The 18,123-nt window shown below is 69.6% G+C and carries 17 protein-coding genes; 5 read left to right on the top strand and 12 right to left on the bottom strand.

Features of this window, described 5'->3' with window-relative positions:
* The first annotated feature begins 128 nt into the window (after positions 1–128).
* Both rho and OZ403_RS29670 read left to right on the top strand, forming a co-directional pair.
* Positions 129–1,757, top strand: a complete 1,629-nt coding sequence (rho, locus tag OZ403_RS29675) for a transcription termination factor Rho (RefSeq protein WP_268782357.1) — start codon at positions 129–131, stop codon at positions 1,755–1,757.
* A 25-nt stretch (positions 1,758–1,782) separates the two neighbouring features.
* Positions 1,783–2,097, top strand: a complete 315-nt coding sequence (locus OZ403_RS29670; protein ID WP_140794663.1) for a hypothetical protein — start codon at positions 1,783–1,785, stop codon at positions 2,095–2,097.
* A 3-nt stretch (positions 2,098–2,100) separates the two neighbouring features.
* Here the strand turns inward: OZ403_RS29670 and OZ403_RS29665 are convergent, their stop codons facing one another.
* The 4 genes from OZ403_RS29665 to OZ403_RS29650 all read right to left on the bottom strand — a co-directional run bounded on the left by OZ403_RS29665 (position 2,101) and on the right by OZ403_RS29650 (position 5,181).
* Entirely contained in the window at positions 2,101–3,327 is a 1,227-nt protein-coding gene (locus OZ403_RS29665; protein ID WP_140856580.1) for an AI-2E family transporter, read from the bottom strand.
* A 118-nt stretch (positions 3,328–3,445) separates the two neighbouring features.
* The gene (locus OZ403_RS29660) at positions 3,446–3,904 is read right to left on the bottom strand and encodes a hypothetical protein (RefSeq protein ID WP_140794661.1); all 459 of its coding nucleotides are present in this window, start codon (positions 3,902–3,904) and stop codon (positions 3,446–3,448) included.
* Positions 3,905–3,919: 15 nt separating this feature from the next.
* Positions 3,920–4,408: a hypothetical protein gene (locus tag OZ403_RS29655; protein WP_140876855.1), complete on the bottom strand. Its 489-nt coding sequence runs from the start codon at positions 4,406–4,408 to the stop codon at positions 3,920–3,922.
* 17 nt (positions 4,409–4,425) lie between these two features.
* Positions 4,426–5,181 (bottom strand): glutamine amidotransferase, encoded by a 756-nt coding sequence (locus OZ403_RS29650; RefSeq protein ID WP_140794659.1) that lies wholly within the window; start codon positions 5,179–5,181, stop codon positions 4,426–4,428.
* 203 nt (positions 5,182–5,384) lie between these two features.
* Between OZ403_RS29650 and OZ403_RS29645 the strand changes: the two genes are divergently transcribed.
* Positions 5,385–6,848: a glutamine synthetase family protein gene (locus OZ403_RS29645; RefSeq protein WP_268782356.1), complete on the top strand. Its 1,464-nt coding sequence runs from the start codon at positions 5,385–5,387 to the stop codon at positions 6,846–6,848.
* Positions 6,849–6,871: 23 nt separating this feature from the next.
* Positions 6,872–8,056, top strand: a complete 1,185-nt coding sequence (locus OZ403_RS29640) for an iron-containing alcohol dehydrogenase (RefSeq protein WP_268782355.1) — start codon at positions 6,872–6,874, stop codon at positions 8,054–8,056.
* 49 nt (positions 8,057–8,105) lie between these two features.
* Here OZ403_RS29640 and OZ403_RS29635 read toward each other — a convergent pair whose 3' ends face one another.
* Together OZ403_RS29635 and OZ403_RS29630 are read right to left on the bottom strand one after the other, a co-directional pair.
* Positions 8,106–8,681: a hypothetical protein gene (locus OZ403_RS29635; protein WP_140794657.1), complete on the bottom strand. Its 576-nt coding sequence runs from the start codon at positions 8,679–8,681 to the stop codon at positions 8,106–8,108.
* Positions 8,682–8,883: 202 nt separating this feature from the next.
* Positions 8,884–9,762 (bottom strand): hypothetical protein, encoded by an 879-nt coding sequence (locus OZ403_RS29630; protein WP_268782354.1) that lies wholly within the window; start codon positions 9,760–9,762, stop codon positions 8,884–8,886.
* A 189-nt stretch (positions 9,763–9,951) separates the two neighbouring features.
* On the opposite strand from OZ403_RS29630, the gene OZ403_RS29625 reads away from it, so the two are divergent.
* On the top strand, positions 9,952–10,890 hold the full coding sequence (locus tag OZ403_RS29625) for a hypothetical protein (RefSeq protein WP_268782353.1): 939 nt from the start codon (positions 9,952–9,954) through the stop codon (positions 10,888–10,890).
* 36 nt (positions 10,891–10,926) lie between these two features.
* Here the strand turns inward: OZ403_RS29625 and OZ403_RS29620 are convergent, their stop codons facing one another.
* From OZ403_RS29620 to OZ403_RS29595, 6 genes are all read right to left on the bottom strand, one after another.
* A complete protein-coding gene (locus OZ403_RS29620) occupies positions 10,927–12,777 on the bottom strand; it encodes an ArnT family glycosyltransferase (protein ID WP_268782352.1) in 1,851 nt (616 codons plus the stop codon).
* Complete coding sequence (locus tag OZ403_RS29615; RefSeq protein ID WP_268782351.1) at positions 12,774–13,724, bottom strand: hypothetical protein; 951 nt, start codon at positions 13,722–13,724, stop codon at positions 12,774–12,776. The genes OZ403_RS29620 and OZ403_RS29615 overlap by 4 nt, the downstream gene beginning before the upstream one ends.
* Positions 13,711–14,223, bottom strand: coding sequence for a hypothetical protein (locus tag OZ403_RS29610; protein WP_140794653.1), 513 nt, complete (start codon positions 14,221–14,223; stop codon positions 13,711–13,713). The genes OZ403_RS29615 and OZ403_RS29610 overlap by 14 nt, the downstream gene beginning before the upstream one ends.
* 58 nt (positions 14,224–14,281) lie before the next feature.
* The gene (locus OZ403_RS29605) at positions 14,282–15,232 is read right to left on the bottom strand and encodes a CarD family transcriptional regulator (RefSeq protein WP_140794652.1); all 951 of its coding nucleotides are present in this window, start codon (positions 15,230–15,232) and stop codon (positions 14,282–14,284) included.
* Positions 15,233–15,314: 82 nt separating this feature from the next.
* Positions 15,315–15,521, bottom strand: a complete 207-nt coding sequence (locus OZ403_RS29600; protein WP_011555575.1) for a hypothetical protein — start codon at positions 15,519–15,521, stop codon at positions 15,315–15,317.
* 88 nt (positions 15,522–15,609) lie between these two features.
* Entirely contained in the window at positions 15,610–17,946 is a 2,337-nt protein-coding gene (locus OZ403_RS29595; RefSeq protein WP_140794651.1) for a serine/threonine-protein kinase, read from the bottom strand.
* Between the last annotated feature and the right edge of the window lie 177 nt (positions 17,947–18,123).

Raw genomic sequence — 18,123 nt, 5'->3', positions numbered from 1 at the left:
GTCCCTTCCTGGGATTCCGGCGGGGCCGTCCTCCTGGAAGGTGCTTCCGAGGGCAGCGCGGACATCTCCCCCCGCCATTTCACCCGTCCGAGTCCTCGGGCGCTTCATTCCTCCCAAGCGTTACAGACATGCGTAAAGCCCGTACTTCGAGAGAGAAGGCTGCCGACACTGATGTCGCCGTCGAGGCCGACACGGAGAAGCCACGCCGCAAGCGCGCCGCGAAGACGGTGGAGCGGGACGAGGCCGAGAAGCCCGCCCCGCGCGCTCGCCGCAGCGCCGCCCGCCGCGACGAAGAGTCCGGCGCCGAGGTCGAGGAGGCCCCCGCCGAGCCGCCCCGTCCGGTGCTCACCCCCATCTCCCGCCCGGTGCGGGACGACGACCTCCAGGAGGCCCGCATCTCCGGCGAGTCCGAAGAGCCGGCCGCCTCCCTGCCGCCTCCTCCGGAGCCGCCCGAGGCCCCCGCCATCACGGAAGTCACCCGCGACGGCGAGCCCATGCAGGTCATCAAGCTCAATGACCTGAAGCGGATGAAGATCACCGACCTCTCGAAGATGGCCCACGACGTGGGCATCGAGGGGTATCAGGGCCTGAAGAAGCAGGACCTCATCTTCGCGCTGCTGGGCGGCATCGCCGACAAGCGCTTCGAGGTCCACGCGGAAGGCGTGATGGAGCTGCTCAGCGACGGCTTCGGCTTCCTGCGCAGCGCGGACAGCGACTACCAGCCCAGCCCGGACGACATCTACGTGTCCCCGTCGCAGGTGCGCCGCTTCAACCTGCGCCCTGGCGACACGGTGACGGGCCCCATCCGCCAGCCCCGCGAGGGCGAGCGCTTCTTCGCGCTCCAGAAGGTGGACAAGGTCAACTTCACGGACCCGATGTCGGACGCGGCGCGCGAGCGCATCCTGTTCGACAACCTCACGCCGCTCTATCCGACGCGCAAGCTCAAGCTGGAGCATGAGTCGTCGGAGATGACCACGCGCATCATCGACATGTTCTGCCCCATCGGCCTGGGCCAGCGCTGCCTCATCGTGGCGCCGCCGAAGGCCGGTAAGACGGTGCTGCTGCAGAACATCGCGCACGCCATCAGCCGCAACCACCCGGACGTGTACCTCATCGTGCTGCTCGTGGACGAGCGCCCGGAAGAGGTGACGGACATGGAGCGCAGCGTGCGCGGCGAGGTGGTCTCCTCCACCTTCGACGAGCCCGCCACGCGCCACGTGCAGGTGGCGGAGATGGTCATCGACAAGGCCAAGCGCCTGGTCGAGCAGAAGTACGACGTCTGCATCCTGCTGGACTCCATCACCCGTCTGGCGCGCGCCTACAACACGGTGGTGCCCGCGTCCGGCAAGATTCTGTCCGGCGGCGTGGACGCCAACGCGCTCCACAAGCCCAAGCGCTTCTTCGGCGCCGCGCGCAACATCGAAGAGGGGGGCTCGCTGACCATCATCGGCACCGCGCTCATCGACACCGGCAGCCGCATGGACGAAGTCATCTTCGAGGAGTTCAAGGGCACGGGTAACTCCGAAATCGTCCTGGACCGGAAGCTGATGGAGAAGCGCATCTTCCCGACGCTGGACATCAACAAGTCCGGTACGCGCAAGGAGGAGCTGCTGCTCGGTCCGGGCGACCTGGTGCGCATCACCGCCCTGCGGCAGGTGCTCCACCCGTTCACCCCCATCGACGCGATGGAGTTCGTGCTCAAACACATGCGGCCCACCGCGTCGAATGCGGACTTCCTCGGGTCGATGAACCGGTAGAGATTGTCTGAGCAAGGAGTGTCCATTGCTCAGACACGGACGTTTCCGCCTGCTCACCCTCGTGCTGGGGGTGACGCTGGGCGGTGGTGGAGTGGGGTGTGACGGTTTGGGAGACCTGCCGCTGGGGGACGTGCCCCCGGTGCTGTCCGACCAGACGTGTTACACGGACGACGACTGCGTGGCCAACGCGTGCTGTGGGCTGGGAACCGCCGTCACGCACGCGGACGAAGGTCCGACCTGCCGCGCCCCCTGTACCAGTGGCTGCCCGGAGGGTTCCATCGACTGTGGGCGTTGCATCCCCACCTGCCGTGAAGCGCGCTGCGCCGCCGCCTGCCAGTAGGGCTCAGGCGGCGGGCGGCTGACGTTCAGCGGGCAGCGGGCCAGGCGTGGCCAGGGCCACCGCGGGCGTGGGCTGGGCCTTGAGCCTCGCGTAGTCGAAGCACGCCACCAGGACGGACGCCACGGGCACCGCGAAGAGGGCGCCCATCAGCCCGAAGAGCCGCTCTCCGGCGATGAGGGAGAAGGCGACGATGACGGGGTGCAGGTGCGCCGCCTGCCCCATGATTTTGGGGTTGAGGAAGTACGCCTCCAGGGCGTGGATGCCGATGATCCACGCCAGAATCGCCAGCCCCTTCTGGAAGCCGTCCGCCAGCGCGATGAGGACGATGGGCACCGAGCTGAGGATGGTGCCGAAAATCGGGATGAGGCTGAAGAAGGTGGCGATGGTCGCCAGCAGGAACGCGAACTTCACGCCGAACAGCAGCAGCCCCATGAACGTCAGGATGCCGTTGACGATGCAGATGGTGACCTGCCCGCGCACCACGCCGGACAGCGAGCGGTCGATGCGCTCCAGGAGCTGCCGCGCGTCGGTGGCGTACTCCGGCGGAATCAGCGTGCCGAAGTAGTGGCGGATGGCGTGCGCGTCGATGGAGAAGAACGCGGCCACCATCAGCACGAAGAAGAGCATGAAGACGCCCGCGGCCACGCTGGTGACGATGCTGCGGGACACGTTGACGATGTCGCCCAGGTTCTCCTGCACCAGGATGGACACGCGCTTCACCGCGTCCCCCAGGAACTGCTCCAAATCCAGCGCGAAGCCGAAGGTGCCGTTGCTGCTCCCCGCGTCCGCGCCCTCCAGCGCGCGGTTGGAGAGCGCCACCGGAATGCCTCGCGTGCTGAGCCACGTCTCCGCGCGCTGCGCGAGCTCCTGGACGTGCTCCGGGGTGAGCGTGTTGGCGAACGTCACCGCCTCACGGCTGACGCGTGACAGCTCGCGGTAGAGCTGCGGCGCCAGCGCGACGATGAAGAGGTACACGCCCACGAAGAAGCCGGCGTAGATGAGCAGAAGCGCCGCCCAGCGCGGCACCGGACGGCCGGCCACCTTCACCCGGGAGATGCGTCCCACCAGCGGCTGCACCAGATAGGCGATGAGCGCGGCGCCCGCGAAGGGCATCACCACCGAGCGGAAGGCCAACAGGACCAGCGCCATGCTCAGCCACAGCACTCCCAGGAGGAGCAGGCGCTTGCGTCGGTTGGCGGAGGCGGTGGAGTCCGAAGGCTGCTGCGACATGCGGTCTGGCTTACGGCAGTGCCTTCCCGGTGACAAGGGCCGCCACGTGAGTGCCCCGCCCCCGTCCCGGGAGGGGATGGTGCCCGTTCAACATTTCACCGGGCCACCCGGCGGCGGCTCAGGCGCTGGGCACCTGGAAGGCACCGAGCTTCGACTGGAGCCGCTCCAGGCAGTCGCGCATGTGCTTGCGTTTGACCCGGCCCTGGGTGGACTCGCCCAGGCCCAGCATCTGCTCGGTGAGCCAGCGGCTGAGGAACAGCAGGGGCAGCCGGTCGCCCGGCACCAGGCCCCGCTCCAGGTAACGCTTGTTGCGCATGTAGTCGTCGTAGGCGTCCGTTTCGCGCGCCAGCTCCCACTGCGCCAGCCGGAACGCCTCCGTGTAGACGGCTCGGGACGGCCGTGGCCGTGGCTCCGTGAAGAGCGGCGCGAAGTGGCCACCGGTGTCCAGGTCCAGCTCCTCGACGGGCGGTGGCCACTGCTGCAGGTCCTTGTGCAGCAGCTTCGCCACCTCTTCCAGGAGGTGCTCCAGCAGGGAAACCGGTTTGAGGTCGAAGAGGTGGTCCCAGCGCGACGCCATGGCTTCTTCTCTACCTCAAATGCCGGAGTCGGCCGTACCCGCGTCGGCGACGCCCCCGTCGCCGACGCCGGTGCCCGCGTCGGTGCCGCCGTCGTCCGTGCCCAGGCCCTGGCAGCAGGCGGGCACCTGCGCGAAGTAGAGCGCCGACTGGGAGCAGGATACGCGGATGTCGCGGCGGTAGGCGCTGCAGCCGGTGACGAAGCGGTCGCTCCCGCAGGTGGGCGGGGCCGCGGTCGTTGGGTCGCAGGCCTCCAGGGTGACGGCGCACACGGCGCGGGAGCGGTAGAAGCGCGCGTCGTTGCGGTCTCCGGGGACGACGGTGCACGTCGTGTTCTCGGTGCACGCCTGGAGGATGGGGCCGCTGGAGCACGGGCCCACCGTGCACTCCGGCTCGCAGTTGAGCGCTTCCGAGTCGTCACAGCGGGGCGCCTGGGTGCACAGGTCTTCCGAGCACGCGGTGGTGAGCAGGGCGAGGAGCAGGGTCGGCAGGGCAAGACGGGACACGGAGGGCCTCTGTCAGGTCAGGTGAAGCGCTCGAGGAAGTTCAGCAGGATTCTGCGGCCAGCGGGAGAGGGCGTGAGGCCCGCGAGCAGCTGACGGACGTATTCGCCGGGCGCGGCGCCTCGCGCAACGGAGGCCCGCTCCAGGCCCTCCCGGCGGGCCTCGATGACGGCGCGAAGGGTGTCCACGCCGGCCTCTGGATGGAACTGCACGCCGCGCACGTTGGGGCGGAAGGCCAGCGCCTGCGCGGCCGTGTTCGCGTTGCCCGCCAGCACCTGCGCGCCGTCGGGGATGTGCGAGACGATGTCCTCGTGCGTCGCCTGCGCGATGAAGCGCTCCGGCACGCCGTCGAAGAGCGGATCCTGCTTTCCGGCCTCGGTGAGCGTCACCTCGACGCTGCCCGTCTCCCGCCCCTGGGGATTGCGCGAGACGCGGCCGCCATACGCATGCGCCAGGAGTTGCTGGCCGAAGCACACGCCCAGCACGGGCGTGCCCCGCTCACCGGCTTCCACCATGAAGTCCGCGGCGCGCTTCATCCACGGCTCGAGCGCCGTCACCGACAGCGGCGAGCCCGTCATCATCACCGCGTCGTAGCCATCCGCGCGCGTGGGCAAGGGGGCGCCCCGGTGCGCCAGCACGATGTCGAAGTGGTAGCCGGACAGTCCAATGGTTTGCAGAAACCACCGGTCGTAATCGCCGACGGAGACGCGCACGGGCTCGGCCGCGTCACCGGCTTTCAGCAAGAGGACGTTCTTCACCGCCGTAGGTTGCCGCATTGCATCCCCATTCCTACCGTGTCGTGCCCCGCGTGTCCGTTCCTGGCCAGTCGCAGTGGAACGCGCCCGTGTGCTTCGAGGTACCCACATGACCGGCGCCCGTTGGCTCACCTTCTCATCCACCGTCCCCAGTCTGCGCATGGCCGGGCGGCGGGTGGAGCCCCAGGTGTCGGGCGTTTCCAGCAAGAGAGGGGATTGAATCGATGCCGACCCGACCCAAGGCGAAGGTCCTGACCCACCCTGCCATGGCCCGCCGGGTTCGCGGCAAGGCATCGCGTGCACCGGGGCGAGGCCCGGCGGTGCGGGACGCGGCGAGCGTGGACACGCTGCGCCGCTGGCTGGATGAGAAGGGCATCCAGAAGGTGAAGGTGGGCGCGGTGGACGTCGATGGCGTCTGGCGCGGCAAGTACATCTCCCTGGAGAAGTTCCTCAGCGCCGCCAAGGGCGGCCTGGGCTTCTGTGACGTCGTCTTCGGCTGGGACTTGAGCGACGACCTGCTCGACAACACCCAGGTGACGGGCTGGCACACCGGTTACCCGGATGCCCACGCGAAGGTGGACCTGTCCACCGGCCGCGTCATTCCCTGGGAGCCGGACACCGCGGCGTTCCTGCTCGACTTCGAGAACCCCGACGGCACGCCCTTCGAGGCGAGCCCCCGGCAGCTGCTCCAGAAGGTGGCCGCCCGCGCGCGCGCGCTGGGGTACCTGCCGCGCTTCGGCGCGGAGTACGAGTTCTTCATCTTCAAGGAGCAGCCGCAGAGCCTGCGCGACAAGGACTTCCAGGGGCTGACGCCGCTGACGCCGGGCATGTTCGGCTATTCGTGGCTGCGCACGTCGCTCAACGCGCCGCTGGTGCATGCGCTCATCGACGGGTGCAACGCCTTCGGCCTGGACATCGAAGGCTTCCACACGGAGACGGGGCCGGGCGTCTTCGAGGCGGCCATCCGCTACGACGACATCGAGCAGTCGGCGGACAAGGCCGCGCTCTTCAAGACGGTGGTGAAGGAGATTTGCGCCCGCCACGGCGTCACCGCGTGCTTCATGGCGAAGGTGAACGCGAAGCTGCCGGGGTGCTCGGGGCACGTCCACCAGTCGCTGTGGGACTTGGACGGGGAGCAGAACCTCTTCCACGACGCGAAGGCGCCACACGGCATGAGCAAGCAGCTGCGCCACTACATCGGCGGGCAGGTGGCGCTGATGCCGGAGCTCACCGCGCTCTACTGGCCCACCATCAACAGCTACAAGCGCAGCGTGGAGAACACCTGGGCGCCCACCACCGTGACGTGGGGCCTGGAGAACCGCACCACCGCCATTCGCGTCATCGGTGAGAGCGCCAAGGCGATGCGCCTGGAGTACCGGCAGCTGGGCGCGGACATGAACGCGTACATCGGCATGGCGGTCAGCCTGGCCGCGGGCCTGTGGGGCATCGAGAACGAGGTGGAGCCCCCCGCGCCCTGTGAGGCCAATGCCTATGCGAAGAACGACGCGCCGCCCTTGCCCCGCAACCTCAAGGACGCGGTGGCGCTGCTGAAGGGCAGCGAGCGCGCGCGGGAGTTGCTGGGCGACGGCTTCGTGGACCACTTCGTGCGCACGCGCGAGTGGGAGGTGCGTCAGTACGAGCGCGCCGTCACCAACTGGGAGTTGGAGCGTTACCTGGAGCTCATCTGATGAGCGCAAATGAGGCAGCCGCCATGAAGCCGTTCGACATTCCCTCCGAGCCGCGCGTCACCGAGATGGCCTGGCCCACGCGCATCGTCTTCGGCGCCGGCGCGCTGCTGCGCCTGCCCGCGCATGCCCAGCGTCTTGGCATCCAGCGTCCGCTGCTGGTGACGGACGCGGGTGTGGTGAAGGCGGGACTGGCCGCGCGCGTGGCGGACGTGCTCAAGACGGCGGGACTGGCCTGTGAAGTCTTCGACCGCGTGGAGCCCAATCCCACCGAGCGCGACGTCTTCGCGGGTCTGGAGGCGTACCGGAGCCACTCCTGCGACGGCATCGTCGCGCTGGGGGGCGGCAGCGCCCTGGACGCGGGCAAGCTGATTCAGCTCCTCACCACGCACGAGCCGCCGCTCAGTCGCTACGACGACGCGAAGGGCGGCGACCAGTACGTGCGCGACGACCTGCCACCGCTCATCGCGATTCCCACCACCGCGGGCACGGGCTCCGAGGTGGGGCGCTCGGGCGTGGTGACGCTGGAGGACACGGGCCGCAAGACGGTCATCTTCAGTCCGCACCTGCTGCCGCGCGCCGCCATCTGCGACCCGGAGCTGACGCTGGGGCTGCCGCCGGGCGTCACCGCGGCCACGGGCATGGATGCCTTCACCCACTGCCTGGAGGCCTACCTGGCCAATGGCTTCCACCCGCTGGCGGACGCGGTGGCCATTGACGGCATCTACCGCGTGGGCCGCTCGCTGGAGACGGCGGTGCGCGACGGCAAGGACCTGGCCGCACGCACGGACATGATGGTGGCGGCGATGGAGGGCGCCATGGCCTTCCAGAAGGGCCTGGGGGCCTGCCACGCGCTGGCCCACGCGCTCACACCCGTGTCCAACGTGCACCACGGCCTGGCGAATGCCATCGTCCTGCCCGTGGTGATGGAGTTCAACCGCGCGGTCTGCACGGCGCGGCTGGCCCGGGTCGCCGTGGCGCTGGGGGACACGACGCAGGCGCGCGAAGAGGTGCTCGCGGGCAACGCCATCGACCGGGTGCGCAAGCTCAACGCGGCGGTGGGCATTCCCGCGCGGCTGCGCGACGCGGGCGTCCAGGAGAAGGACCTGGAGCGGATTGCTGAAAAGGCCTTCCAGGATGCCTCGCACCTGAGCAACCCGCGGAAGGTGTCGCAGGCGGACCTCCTGGCCATGGCGCGCGAGGCTTACTGAGCCGCCGCCCGCCGGGGGAGGGGATTCCCCCGGCGCGCCGCTTCATGGTTCAGGGCGCTTCGTCCATGGCGCCCATGCCGCCGCCCTCGGTGCCACCATCCGACAGCACCGGGGCACCCGTGCCTTCCGGTTCGGTGTCGCCCCCCGCGCCCACCACGGTGCCCGTCACGGGCGTGCCGCCTTCCTCGGGGGTGAACTCCAGCGTCTCCACGAACACGCGGCCGGGCAGGCGCAGGTCCATGGCGTTGATGCGCTCCTGGCTTCGAAGCTCGTAGAGCTGCTGCGCCACCGGGCCCGCGGGGATGCGGTCGTCGGAGAAGAAGATGTACATGCGGACCTTCCCCTCCTGCACGGGGATGCGGAAGCTCGTGTGCGCCACGGGCTTGTTCGCATCACAGCGGATGGAGCGGTTCTCCCGCGTCAGCGTGAGCTGCCGGATGACGCCCTTCTCCGACACTGTGTACAGCATGCAGTAGGGAAGCTGGCCGTCGGAGGGGATGACCTCCACCGTGGCCCCGCCCGTCTTCCGCAGCTGGGCCCGCGTGGGCCTGTCCGTCGACTTCTTCCCGTCACAAGCCGCGCCACACAGCGCGGCCACCGCCAACAACCCAGTCCAGCGCCTCATGTGTCCCTCCCGGGGTGTGGAAGAGCCTTCACCTGCCACCCCCAGCCTACTTCGGAGCTTCGTCCTGAGGGGAGGTCAGGGGTTGTCCTGTGACAGGTCGCGCCAACTGCAACGACCGCCAGTGCACACCGCGACCGGGCGGGCGCGCGCATGCACGGCGTCATGTCCTCCGCGCGCGACGTGGGCGCGCTCCTGACGGGACTCAGGGACAGCCGGAGCTGACCTGGAGGGCGTCATAGGCCATCCACCCGTTGCGCTTCGTTCCCGTGGCGGCGATGACGTAACCGTAGAGGAATTTCATGGTGCCGGACTGCTGGCGGTAGCGTCCCGCGCTGTCCTGGACCCACAGGGGAATGTCGATGGACGGCACGCCGTGGTCGGTGGGGACGTCCAGGCGCTGGAACTTCGTGCCCACCGGGAAGTGGTCCACCGCGGGGCCGCCCAGCGCGAAGCCCGGCACGTTGAAGACGAGGTTCGCCGAGCGCAGGCCATTGGCGCGCACCAACGGCAGGTAGTCCCCCGCGCGCTCGTGCGTCGCCGTGCTGTCGTAGACGACCTTCTTGAATTCGAGCGTGGTGTCGTGCCAGTCGCGCACGGCGTAGCACCCCAGCTTGCCCAGGCCGGCGCCCAGCGCGGAGACGTGGCCGACCTTCTGCTCGAAGGAAGTGCTCCCCAGGATGCTGGAGATGGGCAGCCACCCGGCGCTGGAGTTGGACGTCGATACCGCGAAGGCATGCTTCTCACCCGCGAAGGTGCGCGTCTGGCCGTAGTTGAAGGCGGCGCTCGTCCGCGTGTTGGTGCCTACCACCGTGCCATGGCCGTCCCGGATGGGAACGCCTGTCACCAGGCCCCAGTTGTCGTCCTCGGGCGCGTTGGTGGGGACGCGGTTTCCTCCAGACGCTTGCAGCTTGCAGTTGTAGGGGCTGACCAGGCAGTAGGTGCCGTTCACACCGGAGAACGCCGTCTGCTCCTGTGAAGTGAAGGTTTCGTCCGGACCGGATGCGTCCTGGGACGGAGCCTCGCCTCCACAAGCCGAGGCCACGAGCGTCGCTGCGATGAAGGCATGAAGTGGGATTCGCATCGCGCGATACGAATTGACAGGATTTGAGAAGGCAAGTGAGCGGTTGTGCGGGCTTGTCGAAAAGGGGGGGTGAGTGATGAGTGATAGACACCTCCCCTGGTTGCGGCCCGCTGAGCAGCCTTTCTGCAAGACGGGCTCGACGGCGTCAGGGATTGGGATTCAATTCCTCATCCCCCGAAGGAGTTCTCCATGAAGAAAGTCGGCTCCCGGAGTCCCAAGCCCAGCACCCCCACGAATCGTTTCTCGCCGTACGCCAGCCCCACGCAGCGGACGTCTGCCTCGCCATCGCCCTCGTCCTCGAATCGCACGCAGTCGCCGTCGCAGGCGGACAGCTTCGACGGAGGGCCGGTGAGAACGCGGCCCCAGCGCGCGGCGGCGACGGGCGGGCCACCCCCCTCCGCCGCGGACATCTTCAAGCAGTCGCAGGCGGCGGGACTCCAGGACACGCACGCGGCGCGCCCGGCCAACATGGAGGCGCTCCGGACGGAGAAGGACGGTCCCAATGACAACCTGAACATGCTGGCGCACTACGGGAGCCAGGCGGCGGACAAGAAGGGCATCTTCGCGTCGGGGCCGCTCGACCCCAGGGGCCTGGGGCCGCAGCAGGTGCAGGCCTCGGTGCCGGACCGCGACAAGGGCGAGCACACCAAGGTCTTCGGGAAGATGACGGGCGGGGAGACGAGCTCCACGAAGTACCAGCAGAAGCTCGGCACGGCGGGGCCGCGAACGGACTACGAAATCCTCCACGGCATGGGCCACGGCGAGGGTGGCAAGAAGACGCAGTCGCCCAACAACCTGGCCTCGGCGTCCCATGGCGCGAACACGGCCATGATTCCTCCGGACAAGGCCATCTCCGGCAACCCGGACGTCATCGTGGACACGAAGTTCGCCATGCGCCCGGGCACGCAGCGCGCCGAGTACGTGGACCAGCGCTTCTTCCACAAGGACTTCCCCGACCAGCCCTTCTTCCAGCAGCGCATCGACGGGGACCGGCCCAAGGTCACCCAGAGCGAGTACAAACAGCTGAAGGAACAGGTGGCGCCGCTCAGTGACGCGGAGCTCCTGCGCGGGGCCGCCCACTTGATGAACTTCAGCAAGAAGGCGGGGAGCAGCGGCGGCGACACCTGAGCCCCGCGTCCCGGCGGACTCGGTGGCCTCGAGGGGCTACCGCGTCTCCGGCCGGACGTAGACGACCACCTGGGGCGTCTCATCCAGGTAGAGGCCCGTCACCGGCGTGCGCGTGCCGAAGGCCTGCCACGTGAGGAACTCGTGCTCGCGGAACTCCTGGTGGTACTGGTACGCGACGATGTCCGCGTCCGCCGGGCTGCCCACCGCGCGCAGGTCCTTCCGCAGCATGCCGTTGCGCTGGTAGTCGCGGAACGAGCCGCCGTGTACCTCGTGCAGGAACAGGCGCGCGCCCTGCTTCGCGTTCGCGTTGATCCACGGCAGCACGCCAGTGACGTGGCTGGACCAGAACTGGCGCTGCATGCCCAGCGTGGCCGCGCCTGGCAGTCCTCCCGCCAGCTCCGAATACGCCGCCGTCCCGTAGGGGAACACGCGCACCGAGTACACCAGCGCGGGGGCCAGCAGCACGGCGAACACCGGCACGGCCACCGCGGCCTGGGGCAGTGAGGGCCACTTCACCTTCAGCCGCTCCCCCAGCGCCGTGCAGCCCCGGGCCACCGCGGCGCCCGCGAGGATGCCCAGGAACACCATGGACGGGAACCAGTGCTTCACCCCGCCGAAGTGCGGCACCTGCGGGTGGCTGATGATGAGGATGGAGGCCACCGCGTTCACGCACACCAGCGCCTCCGTCATCGTCACCGGGCGCTCCACCCACGCGCGCGTCCGCGCGAAGGCACCCAGCACCATGCGCGCCACCAGCGCCGCCAGGCCCGTCACCATGGGGACGAAGATGCTGGTGGGCACCGTCAGCGCCGTCTTCACGACGACATAGGCGAGCGGGAAGGGCGGCTCGCGCAGCAGCTGGTTCAGATAGAACCAGGCGTAGTGGTTGTGCTTGGCGTGGAAGGCCAGGTACCACGCGGTGCGGTCCACCGGCTGGTGCCACAGGTAGGGCCAGTGCAGGTAGAAGATGACGGGCCCCAGCACCGCCATGGCGGCGATGGGCACCAGCGCGCGCGTCACCTGCGCGTTCACCTTGTCCACGCCCTTGAGCACCCAGGCGCCGCCCACCGCGAGCCCGGCGAACAGCAGCGTGTGCGGACTGAGCAGCAGGAACTTCCGCTGGAAGCCCTCACCGCCGCCCAGCGACAGCACCAGCAGGCCGTAGAACACGGCCACCGCCGTGAACACGCCCACGAAGCGGCCCAGCCAGGCACGGGCCTCCGGCTGACCTTCGCTGGCGCTGTAGGCGCGCCACAGCGCGAAGGGCGTGAGCACGAAGGGGAGGAACAGCGCGTTGTGCTTGGTGGCCAGCGTCAGGCCGAAGGCCACGCCGCACCACAGGCCCCAGCGCACGTCCTCCAAGGCGCGCCAGAAGCAGTACACGACGAGCAGCCACATGGCGGCCACGGGGACGTCGAAGCACGCCATCTCCGCGTTGAAGTACTGCCGCGGCACCAGCATGAAGGCGAAGGCGGCGAACAGCCCCGCGAGGCGGCCGTACATGGCGCTGCCCAGCAGGAAGGACAGCGCGGGAATCAGCGCCGCCATGGCGAAGGCGGGGATGCGGAACGCCGTCGCCGAGCGCGCCCACCCCAGGCCCGTGTGGAAGAGCAGGTGGCTCAGGCCGAACAGCGTCTTCATCAGCACCGGGTGCTCGTGGTTGTAGTCCCACGCGCGCACGATGGCCGCGTCCGTCAGCGCCCGGGTCGGTGCGTTGAAGAGCTGCCGGAACCAGCTCGAGTAGCCCTCCGCCGCGATGAAGTAGACGCTTTCGTCGCGCGTGTAGCCCACCGCGGACTCCGTCAGCCACAGCGCCGCGAAGGCCAGCACCCAGAGGGCCCAGGCCAGGTACTTCTCGTCGCGCGTGGGGGCGCGTCCTTGCATCATCCCCGCACTCCCACTTCGGGCTCCACGGCCAGCACGTTCAGGCACACCTGCCGCCGGTCCGCGTTGTCCGCCTGCACCCAGACTTTCACCGTGTGTGGCGCGCCCTCGGGGAGCCGGACCTCGGCCTTCTGCACGCCCTCCAGGCCCGGCGGTATCGCCAGCGACAGCAGCCGCGCGCCGTTCGCCGCGTCATCCACGCCCAGGTGCGTGGTGGAGAAGCGCGAGTCCTTGGGGAAGGCGTGCTCGAAGATGATGCCGCCTTCCAGGCGCAGGCCCAGGCCACCGGGCACGCCGTCCAGCTCCGCCACCAGCCGCTGTTTGCCGCCCGGCGCGTGCATCCACAGGCAGCGGCGCGGCTCGTAGAGGATTTCGTGCCACTCCGGCGCCACGTACAGGTGCGCGGGCCCGGGGCAGCGGTGCACCTTGCCGTCGAAGGGACAGTCGCGGCGCGTGCCATCCGGCTGCTCCAGGTACACGCGGGCACGGGCGTAGGCCTCCGTGGCGGTGAAGCGCCGGGGCCGGTGCCGGCCGTTCTCATAGAGCGTCAGCGTCAGCGTGCCATGCCGCGACGTGGCGCCCACCGCGCGGCGGCCACGCAGGAAGGTTTCGAGGAAGCCCGCCTCGTCCGAGCGGGGCAGCTCCGGCTGGCCCAGCACCCAGACCCGCGGGTGCGCGGACAAGTCATCCTGGTCCGAGCCCAGGTAGCCGTACACCGGCAGCGTGGAGGGGACGAAGATGCGGGCGCGCTCCGTCCACCATGGGAAGAGCAGCACCGCGTCGCCGGGCTGCGCTTCCGCCTGGAGGCGCTCCGTCACCGCGCGGTAGTCCGCCTCCGACGGGAGGCGGCCCGGCAGGCGCAGGTGGAAGAGCAGGCACAGGAGCGCGACCAGGAGCAGGCCCCCCAGCTCCATGAGGGGCAGCGCGCGCGTGATGCTAGGACTTCGCAAGGCGAATCTTCTGCTCGCTCTTTTCGCGGCAGAAGGTGCAGAAGATGGCTTCACCCTGGGCGAAGGACGGCGTCCAGGGCGGGTACATCGAGCAACGCGGGTCCAGGCAGTGGTGCAGCTCCCAGAGGTGGCCCAACTGGTGGAGCGCGTGGCGGGTGACGGCCTTGAAGGCGCTCTCCAAATCCTTGTGGGGCGCGATGGTGAGGATGGCGCGGTCCTTCCCCTGGCGCGCGAAGCCCGTCGTGGGCGCCACGCCGCTGGGAAGCTCGCGGTCCTTCAGCTTGCGCGTGGTGAGGAGCAGCACCTTGTCGTCCTTGTAGGAACGGATGCCCTTCACCTCATCAATCAGCTTCTCCGCATCCAGCGGCTCGGACATGCCCGCGGGCACCTCCGCGCTGCCGGAGTGCTCACTGCCCACGCCGAACGCCGTGTAGAGCGTGCGGTTGAACTTCGCGAGCTGCTTGTCGTCGAAGGGGTCCAGCGTCACGACGCGAATCACGGGGCGTCACCTCGGCGGAAGGGCCCCATGGGCAGGGGCCCGTCGGTCCATGGGGCTGTCAGCTCTCACCCTCGGGCGGTTTGACCTTGGGCGGACGGCCGCGCTTCTTCGGCGCGGCGGGCGCGGCGCCTTCCGCCTCGGGCGGCTTGGGCTTGGGCGGACGGCCGCGTTTCTTCGGAGCAGGGGGCTCGGCGCCCTCGGCCGTGGCTTCCGGCTTGGGCTTGGGCGGACGGCCGCGCTTCTTCGGAGCCGCGGGTTCGGCGCCCTCGGGCGCCTCCGTCTTGGCCTTGGGCGGACGGCCGCGCTTCTTGGGGGCGCCTTCCTCGGAGGACTCGGCCTCCTCGGACTCGCCTTCCTCGCTGGATTCCTCCTCGGACGGCTCGGAGGGCTCCTCGTCGGACGGCAGGTCCAGGTCGCTGTCCAGGCCCAGCAGGTCGCTGTCCAGGTCCAGGTCGCCTTCCTCGCGCTGGAATTCGGCGGCGGTGCGCTTGGGGCGCTCGCGGCCGGGCGGGAAGAGGACGATGTCGATGGCGTCCTCGGCGTTGACCTCGGCGGTGCCCAGCGCGGCGGCGACCTCCGTCACCAGCAGGTGCCGGGCATTGTCGTAGAGCTCGCGCTCCTTGGTCGGCAACGGGCGCAACTCACTGAGAACCTGGAGCCCCTTCACCACCTCGGCCAGACCCATGATGCCGCCTTGGGTCATCCGGTCCAGGTTGGTGCGGGCTCGCTGCTTCCAGTCGAGGTCGGCCTTGTCGCTGTCCGAGCGGAGGAAGGCGAAGATGGCCTCCACGTCCTCGGCGGATGCGACCTTGCGCACGCCGATGGCGAGCACCTTGCCCTCGGGCACCATCACGACGGCGCCATCTTCTTCGCGGCGCATCGTGACGAAGGTGAGCTTCTGTCCCGCCACTTCCTTCACATCAATGGCGGAGACTCGGCAGACCCCCTGGTTCGGATAGACGACCCGGTCGCCAACCGCGAGCTGGAGTGACGCGGACCCTTCAGGCATGTCCCCCTCACGGGTGAGGTTGGTGGGCTGAACGTCGGAACAGGCCCGGGCTTAGCACCGAGCCACGTCGGACGCCACGAGTTTACCGGTGGATTGCCGCCGTACGTGCGTCCGTCTGCTGAACCCTGAGGAGGTTGCCCAGCACCAGCTTCTGCCGCGCGTCCAGCGCCGCCTCGACCTGTGCATCCGTTGGCTCCATCCCGTCCACTCCCGGCCGGGCGTCCACGCGCGCGGCCATTCCCAAGGTTCCCATCAGGCCGAACACGGCCACCGCCACCAGCTTCTTCATGGTGAGTCCTCCGTGGCGCCCAGGGTAGGGGGCAGCCTCCGGTGATCAACTTTTCGGCAACAGGTCGCTGCACCGCTGTAGCGGCCCGTTACCGGTTGGGAGCGGGAGAGGGAGGCCCCGGCGGGGGAGCGGGCGAGGTGCCGGGCGCCGCCACGGGCGAAACCTCAAGCACCAGGCTGCCGGTGTTGTCGGCCAGGTGGTCGTCGGGGAAGGCGAGCTGCAGCCAGGTGGCGCCCCGCAGGCGCAGGGGGCGGCCCACCTCCAGCAGCGTCAGCAGGCCGGACGCGCTCTCCGGGCCCTCGCCGGCGCCGTACAGGCCCAGCACGCGGCCCACCGGCCCCCCGTCGAAGCCCCGTGTGCGCGCGGACTCGGCGGTGTCCCGCAGCACGACGTCGTAGTGCGTGTCCGGCTCCAGCCCGCGCAGCAGGAAGCGGTCGACGCGCGACAGCTTCACCGCGTGCGTCCGGGCGTCCACCCGCAGGGTGGTGACGGCGCCGTCGTTGTCCCATTCGCGCACGCGGACCAGCAGCGTGCCGTGGTTGTCCGTGCGGTTCGCGTCCAGCAGGAAGACGTGGAGGCGCGAGGCGTGGCGCACCAGCCGCTCCTCGCCGTCCAGCACGCCGAAGGACTCATGCGCCGCCAGCCGGGAGTCACCCTCCAGGAAGTAGCCGGCGTGCTCCACCCTGCTGGCGTGGCCCAGCGAGGCCCAGCCCTCCACCCGGACGCTGTAGGTGCGCGACGGGTCCAGCCGCATCTGCGCGGTGGAGAGGTAGGGCACGCGGAAGGCGTGCACCACGCTGGACAGGGACATCCGCTCGGCGGGCATCCGCACCTCATGAGGAGGCGGGGCGCGGTGTGGCTGCTGGGCGGGGCCTTGAATCCGCTTGGGGAGCAGGCGGGCATGGACGGCCAGGGTGGTGCCGCGCTCGGCGCGCACCGTCTGACTCCACGCCACCATGCCCGGGACCTGGACCTCCAGCAGGTGCTCCGCGTCCGCGGGGAGCTGCGTGAGCAGGGCCGGCGTGCGCGCGGTCTGCTGCTGGCCGTTCACCCGGATGGCGGCGCCAGGAGGGGACGAACTCAGCTCCACGGAGAAGGTGCCCGTGCTGTTCGACACCAGCAGGGCCAGCGTGGCCGTCAGCGCCACGATGATGGGCGCGCCCAGGGTGACGGCCCGGGGCATGCCCCTCGTCCGCGATGCCGCCGCGTCCAGGGGCGGGACACCGGGCTCGGGTGGCGCTCCGGGGCCGGGCAGCGCGGGGAGCGGCAGCGTGGTGCGCTCCATCCGCCCTTCGACGGGCGCGGAGGCCTGGGAGGGGGGCAGCTCGAACTCGGCGATGGGGGTCCGCTCCTCCTCGTCACCGGCCGGCTCGCGGACGGGCGGCGCCATCTCCCGGAGGGCGCGGCGCTCCACGGGGGACTGGATCCACCGGGCCATCTGCGCCAGGAACTCGCGGGGCAGCAGCACGGGGCGGCCTTCGCCGACCAGCTCCGCCTCGAAGAGGTAGCCCATGAAGTGGGCGCGCGCGCTGGAGGACACGTCGGGCGCGGCCGTGTGGAGGTGGCGCGTGAGGGCCTCGGCGAAGGCCTCCGCGGTGGCGTAGCGCTGCTCCCGCTCCACGGCCAGCGCGGTGAGCAGGATTCGCTCCAGTGCGGTGGGGATTCCGGGGTTGAGGTCGCGGGGCCGCGGGAAGTCGCCCAGGGCGAGCTTGCGCAGCACGTCCGGCATCTTCCCTTCGAAGGGGAGGCGGCCGCACAGCATCTCGTAGATGACGACGCCCGCGGCGAAGATGTCCGAGCGTGCGTCGGGCTCGCGCCCGCGGACCTGCTCCGGCGCGAAGTAGGTGTACTTGCCCTTGAGGTCGTGCTCCACCGGCTCGGCGCTGCCGGCCAGCCGCGCCCGCGCGATGCCGAAGTCGACCAGCTTCACCTGGCCTTCGTAGCTGAGCAGCACGTTCTGCGGGCTGACGTCGCGGTGGACGATGTGGAGCGGCCGGCCGCGTTCATCCAGCCGCGTGTGCGCGTAGGCCAGCCCTTCCAGCATCTCCACGGCGATGAGCAGCGCCAGCGGCTGGGGCAGGGTGTACATTCCCTTCTCCCGCGCGCGCCGCATGACGCTCGACAGGGTGCGGCCGTCCACCCACTCCATGGCGATGAAGTACTCGCCGTCCACCTCGCCGAAGTCGAAGACCTGGGCGATGTTGCCGTGGCTCAGCCCCGCGGCGATGCGGGCCTCGTTGACGAACATCGACAGGAAGGCGCTGTTGCCCGCATAGCCCGGGAGGATTTTCTTGATGACCACCGGTTTGGTGACACCCGCCGCCGCTGTCATCCGAGCGCGGTAGATCTCCGCCATCCCGCCCGTCGCGATGCGCTCGAGCAGCTTGTATTTACCGAAATGAAGCCTTTCGGAAGGCTGCTGCACGTTTGTTCCGGCTCCTTCGGGTGCAGGTGGCCGCTGCGCCAAGGGGGCCCGCGCTGTCCTGGCAGGGGCACCTGAATGTATCATGGGGTAGGCAAAACGCCATTACGGGAAAAATCCGTTGATTGTGATTGGGTGGTGGGTGTGCCTCTTCCTACGTCTCGTGACAGCCACCGCCAT

Source organism: Myxococcus sp. NMCA1 (assembly GCF_026810205.1).
GTDB lineage: Bacteria > Myxococcota > Myxococcia > Myxococcales > Myxococcaceae > Myxococcus > Myxococcus xanthus_A.
The sequence above is the reverse complement of the archived record's forward strand: the minus strand, read 5'-3'. Positions and strand labels throughout refer to the sequence as shown.

What these genes read in the sequence shown, in the direction of transcription:
- rho (WP_268782357.1), top strand. Translation starts at nt 129, where the DNA reads ATGCGTAAAGCCCGTACTTCGAGAGAGAAGGCTGCCGACACTGATGTC.
- OZ403_RS29665 (WP_140856580.1), bottom strand. Translation starts at nt 3,327, where the DNA reads ATGTCGCAGCAGCCTTCGGACTCCACCGCCTCCGCCAACCGACGCAAG.
- OZ403_RS29660 (WP_140794661.1), bottom strand. Translation starts at nt 3,904, where the DNA reads ATGGCGTCGCGCTGGGACCACCTCTTCGACCTCAAACCGGTTTCCCTG.
- OZ403_RS29650 (WP_140794659.1), bottom strand. Translation starts at nt 5,181, where the DNA reads ATGCGGCAACCTACGGCGGTGAAGAACGTCCTCTTGCTGAAAGCCGGT.
- OZ403_RS29645 (WP_268782356.1), top strand. Translation starts at nt 5,385, where the DNA reads ATGCCGACCCGACCCAAGGCGAAGGTCCTGACCCACCCTGCCATGGCC.
- OZ403_RS29640 (WP_268782355.1), top strand. Translation starts at nt 6,872, where the DNA reads ATGAAGCCGTTCGACATTCCCTCCGAGCCGCGCGTCACCGAGATGGCC.
- OZ403_RS29635 (WP_140794657.1), bottom strand. Translation starts at nt 8,681, where the DNA reads ATGAGGCGCTGGACTGGGTTGTTGGCGGTGGCCGCGCTGTGTGGCGCG.
- OZ403_RS29630 (WP_268782354.1), bottom strand. Translation starts at nt 9,762, where the DNA reads ATGCGAATCCCACTTCATGCCTTCATCGCAGCGACGCTCGTGGCCTCG.
- OZ403_RS29625 (WP_268782353.1), top strand. Translation starts at nt 9,952, where the DNA reads ATGAAGAAAGTCGGCTCCCGGAGTCCCAAGCCCAGCACCCCCACGAAT.
- OZ403_RS29620 (WP_268782352.1), bottom strand. Translation starts at nt 12,777, where the DNA reads ATGATGCAAGGACGCGCCCCCACGCGCGACGAGAAGTACCTGGCCTGG.
- OZ403_RS29605 (WP_140794652.1), bottom strand. Translation starts at nt 15,232, where the DNA reads ATGCCTGAAGGGTCCGCGTCACTCCAGCTCGCGGTTGGCGACCGGGTC.
- OZ403_RS29600 (WP_011555575.1), bottom strand. Translation starts at nt 15,521, where the DNA reads ATGAAGAAGCTGGTGGCGGTGGCCGTGTTCGGCCTGATGGGAACCTTG.